At 71.7% G+C, this 17,613-nt stretch carries 15 protein-coding genes; 3 read left to right on the plus strand and 12 right to left on the minus strand.

All coding sequences use genetic code 11. The annotated features are described in order from the left end of the window. Positions 1–32: 32 nt before the first annotated feature. The 10 genes from OG408_RS09615 to OG408_RS09660 all read right to left on the minus strand — a co-directional run bounded on the left by OG408_RS09615 (position 33) and on the right by OG408_RS09660 (position 11,278). Positions 33–851, minus strand: a complete 819-nt coding sequence (locus OG408_RS09615; RefSeq protein ID WP_266777306.1) for a rhamnogalacturonan acetylesterase — start codon at positions 849–851, stop codon at positions 33–35. A 153-nt stretch (positions 852–1,004) separates the two neighbouring features. Further along, positions 1,005–2,339, minus strand: a complete 1,335-nt coding sequence (locus OG408_RS09620) for an ABC transporter substrate-binding protein (RefSeq protein WP_266777308.1) — start codon at positions 2,337–2,339, stop codon at positions 1,005–1,007. Next, a complete protein-coding gene (locus OG408_RS09625) occupies positions 2,336–3,979 on the minus strand; it encodes a glycoside hydrolase family 43 protein (protein WP_326669359.1) in 1,644 nt (547 codons plus the stop codon). The genes OG408_RS09620 and OG408_RS09625 overlap by 4 nt, the downstream gene beginning before the upstream one ends. Further along, complete coding sequence (locus OG408_RS09630) at positions 3,976–4,803, minus strand: PmoA family protein (RefSeq protein WP_266777312.1); 828 nt, start codon at positions 4,801–4,803, stop codon at positions 3,976–3,978. The genes OG408_RS09625 and OG408_RS09630 overlap by 4 nt, the downstream gene beginning before the upstream one ends. Next, the gene (locus OG408_RS09635; RefSeq protein ID WP_266777314.1) at positions 4,800–5,984 is read right to left on the minus strand and encodes a Gfo/Idh/MocA family protein; all 1,185 of its coding nucleotides are present in this window, start codon (positions 5,982–5,984) and stop codon (positions 4,800–4,802) included. Before OG408_RS09635 ends, OG408_RS09630 begins: the two co-directional genes overlap by 4 nt. Before the next feature lie 5 nt (positions 5,985–5,989). Continuing rightward, entirely contained in the window at positions 5,990–6,913 is a 924-nt protein-coding gene (locus tag OG408_RS09640) for a carbohydrate ABC transporter permease (RefSeq protein WP_326669361.1), read from the minus strand. Further along, on the minus strand, positions 6,910–7,839 hold the full coding sequence (locus tag OG408_RS09645) for a carbohydrate ABC transporter permease (RefSeq protein ID WP_266777318.1): 930 nt from the start codon (positions 7,837–7,839) through the stop codon (positions 6,910–6,912). The genes OG408_RS09640 and OG408_RS09645 overlap by 4 nt, the downstream gene beginning before the upstream one ends. 126 nt (positions 7,840–7,965) lie before the next feature. Then, the gene (gene araD / locus OG408_RS09650) at positions 7,966–9,693 is read right to left on the minus strand and encodes an L-arabinonate dehydratase (RefSeq protein WP_266777320.1); all 1,728 of its coding nucleotides are present in this window, start codon (positions 9,691–9,693) and stop codon (positions 7,966–7,968) included. Further along, positions 9,690–10,592, minus strand: coding sequence for a dihydrodipicolinate synthase family protein (locus OG408_RS09655; RefSeq protein WP_266777322.1), 903 nt, complete (start codon positions 10,590–10,592; stop codon positions 9,690–9,692). The genes araD and OG408_RS09655 overlap by 4 nt, the downstream gene beginning before the upstream one ends. A 29-nt stretch (positions 10,593–10,621) precedes the next feature. Further along, a complete protein-coding gene (locus tag OG408_RS09660) occupies positions 10,622–11,278 on the minus strand; it encodes a GntR family transcriptional regulator (RefSeq protein WP_266777324.1) in 657 nt (218 codons plus the stop codon). Between the two features lie 256 nt (positions 11,279–11,534). On the opposite strand from OG408_RS09660, the gene OG408_RS09665 reads away from it, so the two are divergent. After that, positions 11,535–12,755, plus strand: coding sequence for an MFS transporter (locus tag OG408_RS09665; protein WP_326669365.1), 1,221 nt, complete (start codon positions 11,535–11,537; stop codon positions 12,753–12,755). On the opposite strand, the gene OG408_RS09670 is transcribed toward OG408_RS09665, so the two are convergent. Together OG408_RS09670 and OG408_RS09675 are read right to left on the minus strand one after the other, a co-directional pair. After that, positions 12,738–13,916 (minus strand): hypothetical protein, encoded by a 1,179-nt coding sequence (locus OG408_RS09670; RefSeq protein WP_326669367.1) that lies wholly within the window; start codon positions 13,914–13,916, stop codon positions 12,738–12,740. The genes OG408_RS09665 and OG408_RS09670 overlap by 18 nt on opposite strands. Beyond that, complete coding sequence (locus OG408_RS09675) at positions 13,913–14,854, minus strand: 5-dehydro-4-deoxyglucarate dehydratase (RefSeq protein ID WP_266777330.1); 942 nt, start codon at positions 14,852–14,854, stop codon at positions 13,913–13,915. The genes OG408_RS09670 and OG408_RS09675 overlap by 4 nt, the downstream gene beginning before the upstream one ends. A 623-nt stretch (positions 14,855–15,477) precedes the next feature. Between OG408_RS09675 and OG408_RS09680 the strand changes: the two genes are divergently transcribed. Then, complete coding sequence (locus OG408_RS09680) at positions 15,478–16,287, plus strand: NAD-dependent epimerase/dehydratase family protein (RefSeq protein WP_326669370.1); 810 nt, start codon at positions 15,478–15,480, stop codon at positions 16,285–16,287. Positions 16,288–16,364: 77 nt separating this feature from the next. Further along, complete coding sequence (locus tag OG408_RS09685; RefSeq protein WP_326669372.1) at positions 16,365–17,585, plus strand: TerD family protein; 1,221 nt, start codon at positions 16,365–16,367, stop codon at positions 17,583–17,585. Positions 17,586–17,613 lie beyond the last annotated feature (28 nt).

Consider the following 17,613-nt stretch of genomic DNA (forward strand, 5'->3'; position numbering starts at 1 on the left):
GAGTGAGGTGAGGAGAACAGGGACGGCCGGGGTCAGGCCTGCGGCCAGGTGATCCATTCGAGCGGGATCGCGGAATCGGTGCGCCGTACGTCGCGCGGGGCGAGCACCTTCCCGGCCACCAGGGCGCGGGCGACGAGCCGCGCGGCCTCGACGGCGCCGCGGGGCTGGAAGTGCGTGTTGTCCTGCTGCCCGTCGGGGTAGTTGGGCGACTGCCCCGGCTCCAGCCAGTTGAAGTACGCCTGGGTGCCGTCGGGGCCGAGCTCCTGCCAGCGGGCGAGGGTGAGGGCCTGGAGGTCGAGCAGGGGCACGCGCTCCTCGGCGGCCAGCGCGCGCATCGCGGCCGGGTACTCGCCGTGACTGGGCCTCGCCGTGCCGTCGGCGGCGAAGCGGCGGCGCTCCACCGGGGTGAGCAGGACCGGCAGCGCCCGGCGGGCCCGTGCGGCGCGCACGTACTGGCGCAGATGGTCCTGATAGGTGGTGTAGGGGTCGGTGCCGCGGGCCGGGTCCTCGGTCTTCTCGTCGTTGTGCCCGAACTGGATCAGCAGGAGGTCGCCGTCACGGACCTCCGGCAGCAGGGCGGCGAGCAGCCCCTCGTCGATGAAGCTCTTCGAACTGCGGCCGTTCATCGCGTGGTTGGCGACGTCCAGGGTCCGGCCGAGAAAGAACGGCAGGGCCATCCCCCAGCCGGTCTCGGGCGCCGCGTCGGCGTACTTCTGCGCGGCGGTCGAATCGCCGGCGATGTGCACGGTACGGGGGCGGCCGCCCGGGCCGTGTGCGGCGGCGGGGGTGGCGGCGAGTGCGAGGGGCAGCGCGGCGATGGCCGCCACGGTCTGCCTGCGGGTGAGTGACACGGTGAAGCTGCCTCTCTCATGGATGCGCAACGGGGCGTACGTGCGGACACGTACGGCGGTACGGAGTGCACGGAGGAGAGGACCGGCGGCGGGACGGAACCCGGGCCGCCACCGGCCCCTGTCACCGGGGTACCGGCCTGGCTGGAGGCCGGATCAGCCGTTGCCGAGCTCCTTCCACTCCTTCTGGGCCTTGTTCAGCTCGTCGGCGATCTTGTCCAGGAAGGCCTTGGCCGTGACCTTGCCGAGCAGCAGCTTCTGGAACTCAGGCTCGTTGTCCGCCTTGCTGATGTTGTTCCAGTCCGGCAGGTAGTACGGCAGCTGCACGATCTTGGTGGAGCCGTCGGTGAGGGCCTTCGCGGCGAGTTCGGTCGGCTCGGTGGCGCTGATCCACGGGTCCTTGGCGGCCTCGGTGTTGGCCGGGATGGCGCCCGCGGACTCGTTCCACTTGCTGTTGGAGGCGTGCGAGGCGGCGAACTCGATGAACTTCCAGGCGGCCGTCTTGTTCTTGCTCGACCGGAAGAGGCCGAGGCCGTCGACCGGGTTGGAGACCTGGACGCGCGTGCCGCCGTCACCGACCGGGTTCGGTATGCCGGCGAACTTCTCCTTGCCCAGGGCCTTCAGGTGGTCCTGGTAGGAGCCGAGGTTGTGGCTCAGCATGCCGATGGTGCCGGTGTCCCACTGGGCGACCATCTTGGTGAAGTCGTTGTTGACGTCGGCGGCGGGCGTCGTCTTCTTGTACAGCGCCGCGTACTTCTCCAGCGCGGCGACGTTCTTCGGGTCGTTGAGGGTCGTCTTGTCGCCGCTCCAGAACTCCGTGATGCCGGACTGGCCGTACGCCGCGTCGATCGCCTGGGCGATGGAGCCGGCGCCGCCGCGGATGGTGTAGCCGAACTTGTTGTCCTTGGCGGCGGTGAGCTTCTCGGCCGCCGTGTAGAAGCTGGCCCAGGTGGTGGGCGCTTCGAGGCCCGCGGCCTTGAACAGGTCGGTGCGGTACCAGAGCGCCCCGTTGTTCGCGGAGGTCGGCACGGAGTACATGTCGTCGCCCCGGCCGCCCGCGTCCTTGACGCTCGCGACCATGCCCTCGACGAGCTTGCCGTTGAGCGAGGAGTCCTTGATCCGGTCGTTGAGCGGGTCCAGGGCCTCCTGCGACACCATGTTGGCGAGGTAGGCGGTGCCGACTCCGCCGACGTCCGGCAGTCCGCCGCCGGCGATGGCCGTGTCGTACTTGGACTGCACGTCCGCGATCGGGATCGGCACGTACTTGACCTTGATGTCCGGGTACTTCTTCTCGAAGTCCTTGATGATCTCGGTCCACACGGCGGTGCGCGGGCCGCCGTTGTTGTCCCAGAAGGTGATCTCGCCCTTGCCGCTGCCCTCGGTGCCGCTGTCGCTTCCGTCGTCACCGCAGGCGGTCGCGGTCAGTGCGAGCACCGCGGCCAGGGAGACGGCGGCCGCGGCACGCCCCCGCTGCGTCTTCGAGATGTTCATGATCGGCTCTTCTCTCTCGGTTGTCTCGGTTGGTGCGCATGAGTGGGGGGTTCGGTGGGATCCGGTGCCGCCCCGGCCGGGGCGGTTCGGGCGGTGGTGCGGAAGCCGGTGAAGCAGGCCGTCCCGGCCGGCCCCGTCCCGGCGGGTGCGGTGGCGAAGAGTCCGAGCAGGGCACCGACCCAGCGCCACGGTGCGGCGGCGAAGACCTGGCCCGAGGGCCGGAATCCGGTGCCGTCCCCGGTGTCGGCGTGGAAGCGGCAGCGGGCGCCGGGGGCGACCTCGATCCGGAGCCGGACCCGTCCGTCGGGGGCCGGCCTGCTGTGCTCGGCGTCCCGTTCGTGTGCGGCGGCCGACTCGGCGTACCGGTGCACGAGCCGTGTCCCGCCGTCCGCCGACCGCTCCAGGCCGATCCAGCTGAACGCGTCCCCGAGCACGGCGAGGCCGGCCTTGGCCCCCGCCACCTCGCTGCCGAGGGCGAGCCCGGTCTCGACGGTGAACGTCTCGGCGGGCAGCCGCTGGACCAGCACGTTGGGCAGGGCCCGCAGATCGTGCGCGTACGCGGTCCGTACGCAGCTGAGCCGCAGCCCGTCCCCGCCGTGTTCGACGGTCCAGCCGGGGCGCGGGTTGGCGGTCCACTGCCACTGCCGGCCGTGGCGCCCGCCCGGGAAGCTGTCGCCGCCGGCCGGGGCGGCGGCGGACTGCTCGGGCGTGGCCGGTTTGGTGTGGACGGAGACGGGTTCACCCCGGTCGCCGATGACCGGCCAGCCGCCGTCCTCGGCGTCCCAGCGCATCGGCTGGAGGTGGACGACCCGCCCGTACGCCCCGCGCTCCTGGAAGTGCAGGAACCAGTCCTCGCCCGCCGCGGTGGTGACCCAGGCGCCCTGGTGCGGTCCGTTGACCCCGGTACGGCCCTGGGCGAGGACGACGCGCTCCTCGTACGGTCCGGAGAACTCCCGGGAGCGGAAGGCGCCCTGCCAGCCGGTGGTCACCCCGCCGGCCGGGGCGAGGATCCAGAACTCGCCGTTGCGCCGGTAGAGCTTGGGGCCCTCCAGGGTGAACCAGCCGGGGATCGTGTCGGCGTCGACCAGGGTCTTGCCCTCGTCGAGGAGTTCCCGTCCGTCGGGGCTCATCCGGTGGCCGGTGAGCCGGTTCTTGATGCCGGAGCGGGACTTGGCCCAGGCGTGCACCAGATAGGCCTCGCCGGTCTCCTCGTCCCACAGCGGGCAGGGGTCGATCAGCCCTTTGCCGGCCTTGATCAGACGGGGCGCGCTCCACGGGCCGCGGACGTCCTCGGCGTTGATCTGCTGGATGCCGTGGTCGGGGTCGCCCCAGAAGATCCAGAACCGTCCGGCGTGGTGCCGCAGCGACGGCGCCCACACCCCGCGGTCGTGCCGGGGCACGGCGAAGTCCGCGGCCGGTTCCAGCCGGTCCAGGGCGTGACCGATGAGGGTCCAGTTGACGAGGTCGCGCGAGTGCAGCAGCGGCAGTCCGGGGACCCGGCCGAAGCTGGAGGCGGTGAGGTAGAAGTCCTCGCCGACCCGGATCACGTCGGGATCGGACCAGTCGGCGTTGAGCACCGGGTTCCGGTAGGTGCCGTCGCCGAGGTCGGCGGTCCAGGGGCGGTCGCCCGCGCCGCTCACGCGGTCACCGCCCGGCGGACGTAGGCGGCGGCCGCGGCCCGGTCGAGCCGGCCGTCCGCGATGACGGTGACGACGCGGCGCACGACCGTGGCGCCCGCGGGGACGGGGAGCCGGCGGTCGGCGGCGAGGGACGAGCCGACGCCCGGGTACTCGGTGGTCCGCACGAACCACGGGTCGCGGCGGGTCTCCTCGGTCGCCCCGGCGAAGACCAGCGTCCAGCCGTCGCCGCTCATCGCCACCCAGTCCGCGACCTGCCCGTGCACGGCCTCCTCGCCGTCCCCGAGACCGCTGAACACGGCGGGCGCGGCGGGTTCCTTGGGGGCGCGCCAGAAGAAGCCGCCGTATCCGGCACCCGGCCGGCCGTTGGTGGCGGGGCTGCCGATCGACAGGTCCGAGGTGCCGCGGTTGGTGAGCGAGAAGGAGAAGTCCAGGGCCCAGGCGGTGGCGGAGAGTTCGGCGGTGGCGACGGTGCGGTGCTCCCGCAGGAGTTCGGTGTCGCCGGCCTCCCAGCTGAGCTCCTCGACGAATCCGTCCGGGTCGCGGAGCTTCCAGCCGAGGTGGCGCTGGACGCCGTGGTTGTCGAGCGCGGTGGGGCCCTGGTCGCGGACGAAGGTGCGGCCGCCCCAGAAGTTGTGCCCGGCGACGTCCGGAACGGCGACGGAGGTGCCCAGGTGGTGGAGGTGGTCGGCCGGGTGCTCCTCGGTGACGGGGAGACCGCCGAGGGTGGTGACCGGGTGGAGGTAGGGGCGGCCTCCGGGGGCGGGGAGGTAGGTGTAGCGGCCGACCGGGCGGCCGGCGCAGCTCAGCAGTGCGGTGGTCGTCACGATGAACTCACCTCGGTGGGGAGCGCCGCCCAGGGGACGCCGAGTTCGGAGAAGAGCGTGAGGGTGTCGGCGCCCGCGGCGACGAGCCCGTCGATCCCGCGCACCACCCGGCGGGTGGTGGCGGAGCCGGCCGCGGGTGCGGTGTACCAGGCGTCGGCCGGCAGGGCGCGCGGTTCGGGGGCGGTGCGCACCGCCTCGACGACCTCCATGAACGCGCCGGTGCGGTGCGGCGGTACGAGGAGCGGCGCGTCCCGCACCAGGTGGTCGACGAGGTTCTCCAGGAGGTCGGTCCGCCCGTGCACCGCCTCCTCCGGGCCGTGTCCGGCGCGCTGGACGAGGACCCGGTCCTGCTTGTACCAGAAGGTGATCCGGCCGCGGTCGCCGTGGACGATCACATAGGGCTCCCCGGCCTCCTCCGCGCAGAGGGTGACGGCTGCGGTGACCGGGACGCCGGACGCGGTGGTGATGCGGACGCAGGAGGTGTCGTCGGCCTCGATGTCGTGGGCGCGGAAGAGCTCGGCCTCGACGGCGACGACGTCCTGGGCCGTGCCGCTGCCGGCGAGTTCGAGGGCGGTCGCGACGGCGTGGGCGAGCGGGTTGGTCAGGACGCCGTCGACGACGTCGGTGTCACCGATCCGGCGCCGCCCCGCCCAGGGCGCCCGCCGGTAGTAGGCGTCGTCCCGGACCCAGGCGCCCGCGGCCCCGTAGCCCCGGACGGTGCCGATGGCGCCGGTGCGCACGAGGTCGCGGATGGCGGGCACGGCGTGCGAGCCGAAGGACTGGAAGCCCACCTGGCAGGCGATGCCGGCGTGCCGCACCCCGGCCAGGATGCGTGCGAAGTCGGCTCGGGTCGCCGCGGGCGGCTTCTCCAGCAGGAGGTGGACGCCGCGGGCCGCGGCGGTGAGCGCCAGTCCGGTGTGGGTCTGGATCGGGGTGCAGATGACGGCGGCGCGGGCGCCGGTGGAGTCCAGCAGTGCGCCGAAGTCGGCGGACTGCTCGGGGAGTTCCCCGGCGAAGGCACCGAGTTCGCCGTCGTCGAGCGGCTTGAGCTCGCAGACCCCGGCGAGCCGGACGAGCCCCTGGTGCTGGAGGCGGCGGATGTTGGCGAGGTGCCAGCGTCCGTGGCCGCGGGCGCCCGCGAGGACGATCGGGACGGGTGTGGTCGTGGGCAGGGACGGCATGTCCGTCACCCCTTCACTGCGCCGGCGCTGAAGCCGGTGATCAGCCACTTCTGGATGAAGGCGAAGACGATCACCACGGGGACCGCGGCGATGACTCCGCCCGCGGCGAGCGCGCCCAGGTCGACGCTGTCCGCGCCGATGAGGGTGTTCAGGCCGACCGGGATCGTCTGCTTGTCCTGCTCGCTGAGGAACATCAGGGCGAACAGGAAGTGGTTCCAGCTGTGCACGAAGGCGAAGGAGCCGACCGCGATGAGGCCCGGCCGCAGCAGCGGCAGCACCACCACGCAGAAGGCCCGGAAGCGCGAGCAGCCGTCCACCCAGGCCGCCTCCTCCAGGGAGGCCGGCACGTTCTTGATGAATCCGCTGATCAGGATGATGGAGAGCGGCAGCTGGAAGACCGTCTCGGCGATGACCACGCTCCCCAGGGAGTTGATCATCTGGAGGTTCTTGAAGATCTCGAAGAGCGGTACGAGCATCAGCGCGCCCGGGATGAACTGCGAGCAGAGCAGCGCCAGCATGAAGGCGTTCTTGATCTTGAAGTCGAACCGGGCGAGGGCGTAGCCGCCGGCCAGCGCGACGAGCGTCGTACTGACCAGGGTGCAGACCCCGACGATCATGCTGTTCTGGAAGAAGACGGCGAAGCTGCGCTCGTTCCAGACCTTGGAGAAGTGCTCCCCGGTCATCGGCCACGGCACCAGCGAGGTGGAGCCCGCGGGGCGCACGGCGAACAGGAACATCCAGTAGAACGGGATGAGGGTGAAGACGAGGTAGATGCCGAGCGGTACGTAGATCTGCCAGCGCGGCACGTCGTCGAAGGCGCGTTCGCGGCCGGGCTTGCGGCGACGCCGGTGCGCGGCGGGTGGGGAGCCGTCCCGGACGGCCGGCCGTGCGGCGTCGGTTCCGTGCTTCTCGGCCAGTGCTGCGGTCACTTGTGATCGCCTCCGAACTTGCTCAGGCGCAGATAGACGATCGAGCAGAAGAGGAGGATCACGAAGGCGACGGTGGTGAGCGCGGAGGCGTACCCGAAGTCGTGGCCCTCGATGCCGGTGTTGGCGACGTAGAGCGGCAGGGTGGTGGTCTCGCCGGCCGGTCCGCCGCCGGTGAGGGTGTAGAGGAGGTCGACGTTGTTGAACTCCCAGACGCCGCGCAGCAGCGTGGACAGGATGATCGCGTCCCGCAGATGGGGCAGGGTGATGTGGAAGAACTGGCGCAGCCGCCCGGCGCCGTCGACGGACGCCGCCTCGTACAGCTCCTTGGAGACGGACTGCAGGTCGGCGAGGATGAGGATGGCGAAGAAGGGGACCCCGCGCCAGAGTTCGGCGACGGTCGCGGCCCAGAAGACGGTTCCGGTGTCGGAGAGCACCGAGGTGCCGTAGTCACCGATTCCGGCGTCCGCGAGGTAACGGCTGAACCCCGTCGAGGAGTTGTAGAGCAGGATCCAGATGGTGCTGGTCAGCACGCCGGAGACGGCCCACGGGGAGAAGACCATGGCGCGGGAGATGCCGCGGCCGATGAAGCTCTGGTTGACGATCAGGGCGAGCGCGAGGCCGAGGGTGAGCTGGAGCGCGACCTGGGTGACCACCCACTGGGCGCTGAAGCCCAGCGTGGTCCAGAACTGGTCGTCCTCGGTGAAGATCCGGGTGAAGTTGTCGAAGCCCGCGAAGCCGTTCCGCCACGGCTTGGTGACGTTGTAGTTCTGCAGGCTGTAGTAGAAGACGCTGATCACCGGGTAGGCGATGAAGCCCAGCATCAGCAGCCCCGCGGGGGCGATCAGCAGATACGGCAGTCGGCGGGGGCTCGCGGAGCGGCGCCTGGGCACCTTGGGCGGTGTGGCCACAGCGGCGGCTTGGGCCATGACACGTCTCCGTTCTCTGGAGGTACGGGGGTGCGGGGTGCGGGTGATGCGTGTACTGCGCAAGCGCTTGCCGCATGGCGTTCGGTATACCGAACGAGGCGGGGCGCCGGAATTCCGGTGGGCCGTTCAGCCGGCGTACGGGTCGGGCACTTCTCCCGGCCGGGCCAGGAAGGCGAAGTCGCAGCCGGTGTCGGCCTGGGTGATCTGGTCGTGGTACAGCGCCCCGTAGCCGCGCTCGTACCGGGTGGGAGGCGGGGTCCACTCGGCCCTGCGCTTCTCCAACTCCTCTTCCGTCACGTCGAGATGGAGCAGGCGCGCCTCGACGTCCAGGGTGATCGCGTCACCGGTGCGCACCAGGGCGAGGGGCCCGCCGACGTAGGACTCGGGGGCGACGTGCAGGACGCAGGCGCCGTAACTGGTGCCGCTCATCCGGGCGTCGGAGATCCGCACCATGTCCCGGACACCCTGCTTCAGCAGGTAGTCGGGGATCGGCAGCATGCCGTACTCGGGCATCCCGGGGCCGCCCTTGGGTCCGGCGTTGCGGAGCACCAGCACATGGTCAGGGGTGAGGGCCAGCGCCGGGTCGTTGATGGTGCGCTGCATCTCCCGGTAGTCGTCGAAGACGACCGCGGGACCGGTGTGACGCAGCAGTTGCGGCTCGGCGGCGATGTGCTTGATGACCGCCCCGTCCGGGCAGAGGTTGCCACGCAGCACCGCCACACCGCCCTCGTCGGCCAGCGGGTTGTCGCGCTCCCTGATGACATCGCTGTTGTGCACGAGAGCGCCGTCGATCTGCTCACGCAGGGTGTCGTGCGCGACCGTGGGCCGGTCCAGGTGCAGTACGTCGGTCAGCCGGGCCAGGAACCCGGGCAGCCCGCCGGCGAAGTGGAAGTCCTCCATGAGGTACTTCCCGCCGGGCCGCAGGTTGGCCAGCACCGGCACGGTGCGGGCGATCCGGTCGAAGTCGTCGAGGGTGAGCTTGATACCGGAGCGGCCCGCCATCGCGATCAGGTGGATGACGGCGTTGGTGGAGCCGCCGAGCGCGAGGACGGTGGCCACGGCGTCCTCGTACGCCTCCGCGGTGAGGATCGACGACAGCTTCCGCTGCTGCCACACCAGTTCGACGATGCGGAGGCCCGACTGCGCGGCCATCCGGTCATGACCGGAGTCGACGGCCGGGATGGAGGAGGCGCCGGGGACGGTCACGCCGAGCGCCTCGGCCGCGGCGGTGAGGGTCGAGGCGGTGCCCATCGTCATGCAGTGGCCGGGTGAGCGGGCGAGCCCGTTCTCCAGCTCGTCCATCTCGCAGTCGCCGATGAGGCCGGCCCGCTTGTCGTCCCAGTACTTCCACATGTCGGTACCGGAACCCAGCACCTCGTTGCGCCAGTGCCCCGGCAGCATCGGCCCGGCGGGCACGAAGACGGCCGGCAGGTCCACGGAGGCCGCGCCCATCAACAGCGCGGGCGTCGACTTGTCGCAGCCGCCCAGCAGCACCGCACCGTCGACGGGGTACGAGCGCAGCAGCTCCTCCGTCTCCATCGCCAGCATGTTGCGGTAGAGCATCGGGGTCGGCTTCTGGAACGTCTCCGAGAGGGTGGAGACCGGGAACTCCAGCGGGAATCCGCCGGCCTGCCAGACACCACGCTTGACCGCCTGCGCGCGGTCGCGCAGATGGACGTGGCACGGATTGATGTCCGACCAGGTGTTGAGGATCGCGACGACCGGCTTGCCGAGGTGCTCCTCGGGGAGGTAGCCCAGCTGGCGGGTGCGGGCGCGGTGGCTGAAGGAGCGCAGCCCGTCGGTGCCGTACCACTGGTGGCTGCGCAGATCCCCGGGGGCGATGCGGCCGGTCATATGGACCACCCCGCGACCTGGTCGGCGACCTCGGCGCGCTGCGCCTCGGGCAGCACCCGGCTGGGCGGGCGCACGTCGCGGCCGCACAGCCCGAGCGAGGCCAGGGCCTCCTTGACGACCGTCACGTTGTTCGCGGACTGCCGGTCGGCGCGCAGTTCCTCGAAGCGGCGGATCTGCTCCCAGACCTTCATGGCGGCCGGGTGGTCACCGGCCCGCAGCGCCTCCAGCATGGCCAGCGAGACACCGGGGGCGACGTTGACGAGACCCGAGGTGAACCCGGTGGCGCCCGCGGAGAAGTAGGCGGGGGCGTACAGCTCGGCGAGGCCCGCGACCCAGACGAAGCGGTCCAGGCCGGCGTCCCGGGCGAAGGCGGCGAAGCGCGCGGCGTCCGGGACGGCGTACTTGACGCCGATGACGTTGGGGCAGCTGTCGGCGAGGACCGCCAGGCACTCCCCGTCGAGGTGCGGGTTGCGGATGTAGGGCACGACACCGAGTCCGGGGACGGCCTCGGCGATGGCCCGGTGGTAGTCGATCCAGCCGTCCTGCGAGACGTACGGGTGGACGGGCTGGTGCACCATCACCATCTCGGCGCCGGCGTCCCTGGCGTGCTCGGCGGCGGCGACGGCGGTCGGCACGTCGTGCCCGACCCCGACCAGGATCGTCGCGCGGCCGCCGGCCTCCTCCACGGTCAGCTCGGTGACGGTGCGGCGCTCCTCGGGGGTGAGGGCGTAGAACTCACCGGTGTTGCCGTTCGGGGTGAGGATGCGCACGCCGCCGTCGAGCAGCCTGCGCAACAGGGCGCGGTGCGCCGCCGTGTCGATGGTCCCGTCCTCGGCGAACGGGGTGACCGGGATCGCCACGACATCTGCGAGGGCCGCCTTCAGCGGTGTGAGGTCCATGCGGACAGGCCTTTCTTCGGTGTGCCGGTTCACGCCGCGTCACCCCCGTCTTCGTCGTCGGGGAAGGCGCGGCGGACGAACGACGCGATGTGGTCGTGCAGAGCCCCGGCCGCCGCGTCCGCGTCGTCGGCGAGCGCGAGCCGCAGGATCTCCCGGTGCTCGGCCGCCTCCCGCTCCCAGGACGGGATGGTCGCCCACGCCACGGTCGACACGAGCGCCGCCTGGTCCCGGACCTCGTCGAGCATCCTGGCCAGCAGCGGGTTGCCGCAGGGGAGGTAGAGCGCCCGGTGGAAGTCCCGGTTGGCGAGCGACCGGTCGGCCTTGTCGCCCGCCGAGTCGGCGCGCTCCAGGGCCTCCTGGGCCGCGTCGAGCGAGGCCTTCCGGGTGATGGAGCGGCGCAGCGCCTCCGGTTCGAGCAGCAGCCGCACGTCGTACACCTCGCGGGCCATGGTCGCGTCGACCAGCCGCACGATGGCGCCCTTGTACTGGCTCATGACGACGAGCCCGGTACCGGCGAGCGTCTTGAGCGCCTCACGGACGGGGGTCTTGGAGACCCCGAACTGTGCGGCCAGTTCGGTCTCGACGAGCGCCTGCCCTGGTCTCAGCTGCGCCGTGAGGATCGCGTGCTTGATCGCCTCCAGCACGTACTGGGTGCGGGACGGAATCGGGGTGGGCGCAAAGGTCATGGGTGAAGGGCTCTCGCATCTCGCGTATCGCGTCTCATATATGACGTACGAAGTACGACGCGATGAAGCTAGAGGCGCCGTGAATGTTTCGTCAACGCTTCTGACAGAAGAACTTCGACGGCTTAGGACATGTGCCGTACACCGGCCTCGGCGACGGGCCGCCCCCACCGGTCCCGTACGGCATCCTCCCGATGCCCGGTGACGGCCTTACCGGCCAGCCTGACGGCGTAACACAGGCGCAGGTCAGGGAGGTTCGGTGGGCGCACGGGCAGGGTGGGCGACGGGGCGGGTACTGCGGGACCGGACGGCGGGGCTGTTCCTGGCAGCGGTCGTCGTGTCCGGTTTCGGCAGCTCCGCGATGTCGCTGGCGGCAGGGGTCTGGGTCAAGTCGCTGACCGGGTCGGACAGTCTGGCGGCGCTCGCCCTCTTCACCGTCTGGCTGCCGGTGCTCTTCGGCCCGGTCCTCGGGGCGTTGGCCGACCGGCTGCCCGGGAAGCCGCTGCTGGTCGGCTCCGGCATCGTCATGGCGCTGCTGCTGACCACCCTGACCGCGGTGGATTCGGCGGGACGGGTCTGGATCCTCTTCGCGGTCCTCGTGGTCTACGGGATCAGCTACGTCCTGACGGACTCCGCCGAATCGGCCCTGGTCGCCCGGGCCGTTGACCCCGGCCTGCTCGGCGACTTCAACGGCCTGCGGATGATGGCGAACGAGGGCATGAAACTGGTGGCCCCGCTCACCGGCGCGGCGCTGTACACCCGCTTCGGAGGCGCGTCGGTGGCCCTGCTGGACGCGGTCTCCTTCGCCCTGGCCGCCGGGCTCTACGGACTGCTGCACGTGCGCACGCCCGATCCCGCGACGGGGTCCGGGACCGGCGGCGGGATACGGCAGGTGTGGACCTCACCGGTGCTGCGGCCGCTGGTGCTCGCCGGATCCGTCACGATGCTGTGCGCCGGACTCAACGGGGCGACGCTGTACGCCGTCGTGGACAGGACACTCGGCCACTCCCCCGCGTACGCGGGCGTGCTCTCCGCGGTCCAGGGCGTCGGGTCCGTCACCATCGGGCTGCTCGCCGGGCCGTTGCTGCGGAGGCTGCCGGAACGGGTCTTCACGGCGGCGGGGATCGCCGTGTTCGCGGTCGCGGTGGGACTGCGCGCGGTGCCGTACGACGCGGTCGCGCTGGTGGCGTGCGGACTGATCGGGGCAGGTCTGCCGTGCGTGCTGATCGCCGCGATGACGGCGGTGCAGCGGGAGACGCCGGACGCCCTGCTGGGGCGCACGGCGGCGACCGCCAACACGCTGATGTTCGCGCCCAACGCGGTGGCGCTGGCGCTGGGCGCGGGCCTGGTCGCCCTGGTGGACGTCCAGGTGCTGCTGCCCCTGGTCGGCGCCGTGGCACTCGCGGCCGCGGTGGTGCTGGTCACGGGCCGGCGGCGAAGGATCCCCGCCGGCCCGCTCCCCTCATCCGCCGAGGCGTGAGAGCGCTTCGGCGACGGTCCGCAGATCCGGGTCCGATGCCAGTCCCGCGTGGTACAGGCGCAGTTGGTTCGCACCGAGCGAGGCCGCGTGGGCGGCGTCGCGCTCCAGCGTGCCGGGGCTGCCGCCCATCCCCCGCACCACGGTCAGATTGGCCGCGAGGACACCCGCACGGCCGGCGAACGGGCGGAGCACCGCCTCGCGCGCCGCGTCACCGCCGGTGCAGGGCAGCACCACACCGTCCGCCACGGACAGGATGTGCTCCGCTTCGACACCCACGTTCGCACCGGAGCGGTACGGCGCGGGGTCGGCGTGCAGCAGCACCTGGAAGCCCGGGGCCGCGACCGCCCGCACCGCGGCGACCACCGACTCCTGGAGCCCTCGCGCCACCTCGGTGCGCCACCGGAGCGTGGCGGCGGCCAGGTCGGCGCCGAGCAGCTTCTCGACACCGTCCCATCCCGCCTCCGGGGCACCGGCGCCGGCCCAGACCGGCTCCAGCGCCCGGCGCACGGCCCGGCCCAGCTCCTCCGGGTCCAGCCCCTGGCCGCCGTAACCGGCCCGGCAGGCGGCGCAGAAACAGAGCGACATCAGGTACTGCGCCGCGTCACCGAGGCCGACGCCCGCGATCTTGTCGTGGGCGTGCAGGTGCGCGAAGCCGTACCAGCCGCACGACTCCAGCTCGGTGCCGCCGGCCCCGCCCCGTACCGCCGCCTCCGCTGCCAGGTCCACCAGATACGTACGGACCTCGGGCTGCGCGATGCAGGGAGCCCACGGATAGCGGTCCCCGTAGGCGTTGACCACGGAGGTGTCCGGATGCTCCGCGCCCAGCCGGGAGTTGTGCGCGAGCACCACCCAGCTGTGCACGTCGAGCCCGGCACCGGCCAGCGTCTCGGCGGCCTCCGCGTAGGCATCGCCCGAGTCCACCCAGGACTGCTCGTACGGACGCAGCCGGCGCCCCGCCCAGCGGCCGGCGTCCGGCGGGTAGAGCACCGCGGCGTGCTCGGCCGTGACGATGCGGCGGACGGGATGGCGCGGGGTCAGCGCCCGGGTCGAGTGATAGGCGGCGGCGAGCGTCACCTGCGCCACCCCCAGCTCCGCGACCCGGGCGGCCGCGCCGGGGTCCCCGACGACGTCCCAGGGATAGAGGAAGGCGGACGTCCTCATCCGCGCTCCAGCAGCGCGCGGCCGGCCCCGATGATCTCGGTCAGCTCCTTGATGTGCGCGGCCGGCGGCTCGGTGAGCGGGCTGCGCACCTCACCGACGTCCAGGCCCTGGAGCCGGACGGCCGCCTTGACCAGGGAGACGGCGTAGCCGCGGCCCTTGGCGCGCAGTTCGACGAGCGGGCGGTAGAAGGTGTCGAGCAGTGCGTTGACGAGGTCGTCGTCGCCCGACTCCATCGCCCGGTAGAAGGCCAGCGCGATGTCCGGTGCGAAGGCGAAGACGGCGGAGGAGTAGAGCGTGACACCGATGCCCCGGTAGGCGAGGCCGGTGAGCTCGGCGGTGGGCAGCCCGTTGAAGTACAGGAACTCCCGGCCGGGCAGCCCGGTGCGGACGGCGCTGACGATGCGCTGCATCAGGTCGAGGTCGCCGTAGCCGTCCTTGAGACCGATGATGCCCGGCGTCTGCGCCAGCGCCACCACGGTCTCGGGGGCGAAGACGGCGTTGTCGCGCTGGTAGACGATCGTCTCCAGCCGGGTGGCCGCCGCCAGTGCCGTGTAGTGGGCGAGCAGTCCCTCCTGGTCGGCGACGACCAGGTACGGGGGCATGGCGAGGAGCCCGTCCGCGCCGGCCTCCTCGGCGAGCTTCGCGAACTGGACCGCCAGCGCGGTGCCGTAGCCGGCACCCGCCACGACGGGCACCTCACCGGCGGTCTCCTCGACGGCCGCGGCGACGACGAGGCGGAACTCCTCCGGCGTCAGGGCATGGAACTCCCCCGTGCCGCAGCAGGCGAACACGGCCGCCGCGCCGGCGTCGATGCCCTTGCGCACGTGCGCGCGGAAGACGTCGAGATCGACGGAACCGTCCGGTCCGTAGGCGGTGACGGGGAAGAAGAGCGGCCCGGCGACAGCGGTGAGTCGGGCGGCAAGTGGGGCTGAGGTCACGGGCGCTCCCTGAGCGGATTCAGGCGTGCACAATTCTGATTGGCGTCCATATTCATGAACACTCCTTACGCTAAGGCAGCGGATCGTCGCGGGTCAAGGCGGGTGCCCCGGGGTTCGCCTCTGTCCGGTGGGTGGGGGTGGGGGCCCTCCGGGGCGTCTCCTCAAAAACTGGCGTGGCAACCGGAGACGTTGCGGGGGCCGGGTATTACGCCATTTTTCTGCGGGGACGCCCCTGCACGCCCCCACCCACTCTGACGTGCGTCTGAACACCGGCGACACGAACGCCGCAGACGCAAGGCGGCCGGGTCCGGGGCCGTGCAGGGGAGTCCCCGCAGGACGACGAACGGATTCCGGGCTCCCGCTGCGTGGGACTGGAAACGTTCGTCGTTTGAGGAGACGCCCCGGAGGGGCACCGGACCCCCACCCACCGGGGAACGGCGCACCCCGCGGGGAACCCGCACACACCAAGCCCGTCCGGCGATTGAGGACGGAACCCCGCGCCCCGGACCGGGGGCAACCCCCTTGACGCACCCCCCCACCGCTCCATAACTTGTCCACGCATGTGAACCCCATCCAAGGACCCGGCGAGCGAAGCCGCCCCCCGTACCGAGGAGATCCCGCGAATGCCCGCTCCCCGCACCGTCCTGCTCACCGGCGCCGCCGGCGGTCTCGGCACCCTGATGCGCGGGCTGCTGCCCGCCCACGGCTACGAGCTCCGCCTGTTCGACATGTTCCCCATCGAGGGCGAGCCGGACGCGATCACCGCCGATCTCGGCGACAAGGACGCGCTGCGCGAGGCCGTGCGGGGTGTCGACGCGATCATCCACCTTGCGGGCATCTCCCTGGAAGCCTCTTTCGACAAGATCCTCAAGGCGAACATCGAGGGCACCTACAACCTCTACGAGGCCGCCCTCGCGGAGGGCGTGCGGCGGATCGTCTTCGCCTCGTCCAACCACGCCGTCGGGTTCACGCCCCGCCCGCTCCCGGGCGACCCGCTGATCCCCATCGGCACCCCGCGCCGCCCGGACACCTTCTACGGGCTCTCCAAGTCGTTCGGCGAGGACCTCGCCCAGCTGTACTGGGACCGGCACGGACTGGAGACCGTCTCGGTGCGCATCGGCTCCTGCTTCCCCGAGCCGACGTCGGTTCGGATGCTGTCCGTGTGGATGAGCCCGGGCGACGGCGCCCGGCTGTTCGACGCCGCACTCACCGCCGAGAACGTGGGGCACACCGTCATCCACGGGTCCTCGGACAACACCCGGCTGTGGTGGGACCTGACGTCGGCACGTTCGCTCGGCTACGAGCCGCAGGACGACTCGGAGGAGTACGCGGCGAAGCTCATCGCCGAGCAGGGTGAGCTCGACCCGGAGAACCCCGACCACGCCCACCTCGGCGGTCACTTCTGCACCAACCCGCCGATCTGGCCGTACTGAACGGACGACACCGCCGTACGGGCGAAGCCGGCGGAAGGTAAGGGAACGGCAAAGCCGGGTCATTCGTTACCCCGTGCATGACCGCTATGACACCCGGCTCGAACATCCCTCTCTCCGCCGCCCGCGTGGCGGTGGACGTCGCCGCCCCCGTGCGGCTCGACGTCTCGGGCCTGCTGCTCACCGCCGACGGCAAGGTGCGCTCCGACGACGACTTCATCTTCTACAACCAGCCCACCGGCCCGGGTGTGACGTACCGCTCCGGCGGCGGCACCGCGCCCGACGCGATCGTGGTGGACACCGCGGCGGTGCCGCCCGGCATCGAGAAGATCGTCGTCACGGCGAGCCCGGACGGAGCGGGTCAGACCTTCCAGGGCGTCGAGCCCACCGCCACCGTGCGCAACGCGGACGACGGCAGCGCGCTCGCCACGTTCACGCCGCCGCGGCTGGGCACCGAGACCGCCCTCGTGGTCATCGAGGTCTACCGGCGGGGCGGCGCCTGGAAGGCCCGCGCGGTCGGTCAGGGCTATGCCAACGGGCTGGCGGGCATCGCCACCGACTTCGGCGTGTCGGTCGAGGACGAGCCCGCCGCCGCACCCGCCCCGGCCGCCGCTCCGGCGCCCGTCGCCGCACCGGTGGACCCCCGGGTCGCCGCACCCCCGGTGGCAGCCGCGCCCCCCGCACCCCCGGCACCCCCGGCGCCCGCCGCACCCCCCGCCTCCGGGAAGATCAACCTGGACAAGGGCCGCGTCAGCCTCCAGAAGAACCAGACGGTGTCGCTGGTCAAGGGCGGCCGTCCGCTGCTCTCGCAGGTCAAGATGGGCCTCGGCTGGGAGCCCGCGTTCCGCGGCAAGGACATCGACCTCGACGCCTCGGTGATCGCCTACGGCCCGAACCGCAACCACCTGGACAGCTGCTACTTCGGCAAGCTCTCCATCCTGGACGGCGCCATCAAGCACTCGGGCGACAACCTCACGGGTGAGGGCGCCGGCGACGACGAGGTGATCGTCGTGGACCTGGGCCGGATCCCCCCGGAGGCGACAGGTCTGGTGTTCACGGTCAACTCGTTCACCGGCCAGAAGTTCACCGAGGTGGCGAAGGCCTACTGCCGGCTGATCGACGCGGCCACCGGCGAGGAGCTGGTCCGCTTCGATCTGACCGGGGCCGAGGCGCAGACCGGCGTGATGATGGCGAAGCTGATCAAGCAGTTCTCCGGCGAATGGGAAATGACCGCGATGGGTGACTTCGTGAAGTCGCGCACCGTCCGCGGCATGGTCAAGCCCGCCGCCCAGTCCCTGTAGGGACGGGAAACGTCTTCAGGGGCACCCG

Origin of the sequence: Streptomyces sp. NBC_01257, assembly GCF_035917255.1 — a bacterium.
GTDB lineage: Bacteria > Actinomycetota > Actinomycetes > Streptomycetales > Streptomycetaceae > Streptomyces.

Coding starts and splice junctions, on each gene's coding strand:
- OG408_RS09620 (WP_266777308.1), bottom strand. CDS start 2,339: ATGAACATCTCGAAGACGCAGCGGGGGCGTGCCGCGGCCGCCGTCTCC.
- OG408_RS09635 (WP_266777314.1), bottom strand. CDS start 5,984: ATGCCGTCCCTGCCCACGACCACACCCGTCCCGATCGTCCTCGCGGGC.
- OG408_RS09645 (WP_266777318.1), bottom strand. CDS start 7,839: ATGGCCCAAGCCGCCGCTGTGGCCACACCGCCCAAGGTGCCCAGGCGC.
- araD (WP_266777320.1), bottom strand. CDS start 9,693: ATGACCGGCCGCATCGCCCCCGGGGATCTGCGCAGCCACCAGTGGTAC.
- OG408_RS09655 (WP_266777322.1), bottom strand. CDS start 10,592: ATGGACCTCACACCGCTGAAGGCGGCCCTCGCAGATGTCGTGGCGATC.
- OG408_RS09660 (WP_266777324.1), bottom strand. CDS start 11,278: ATGACCTTTGCGCCCACCCCGATTCCGTCCCGCACCCAGTACGTGCTG.
- OG408_RS09670 (WP_326669367.1), bottom strand. CDS start 13,916: ATGAGGACGTCCGCCTTCCTCTATCCCTGGGACGTCGTCGGGGACCCC.
- OG408_RS09680 (WP_326669370.1), top strand. CDS start 15,478: ATGCCCGCTCCCCGCACCGTCCTGCTCACCGGCGCCGCCGGCGGTCTC.
- OG408_RS09685 (WP_326669372.1), top strand. CDS start 16,365: ATGACCGCTATGACACCCGGCTCGAACATCCCTCTCTCCGCCGCCCGC.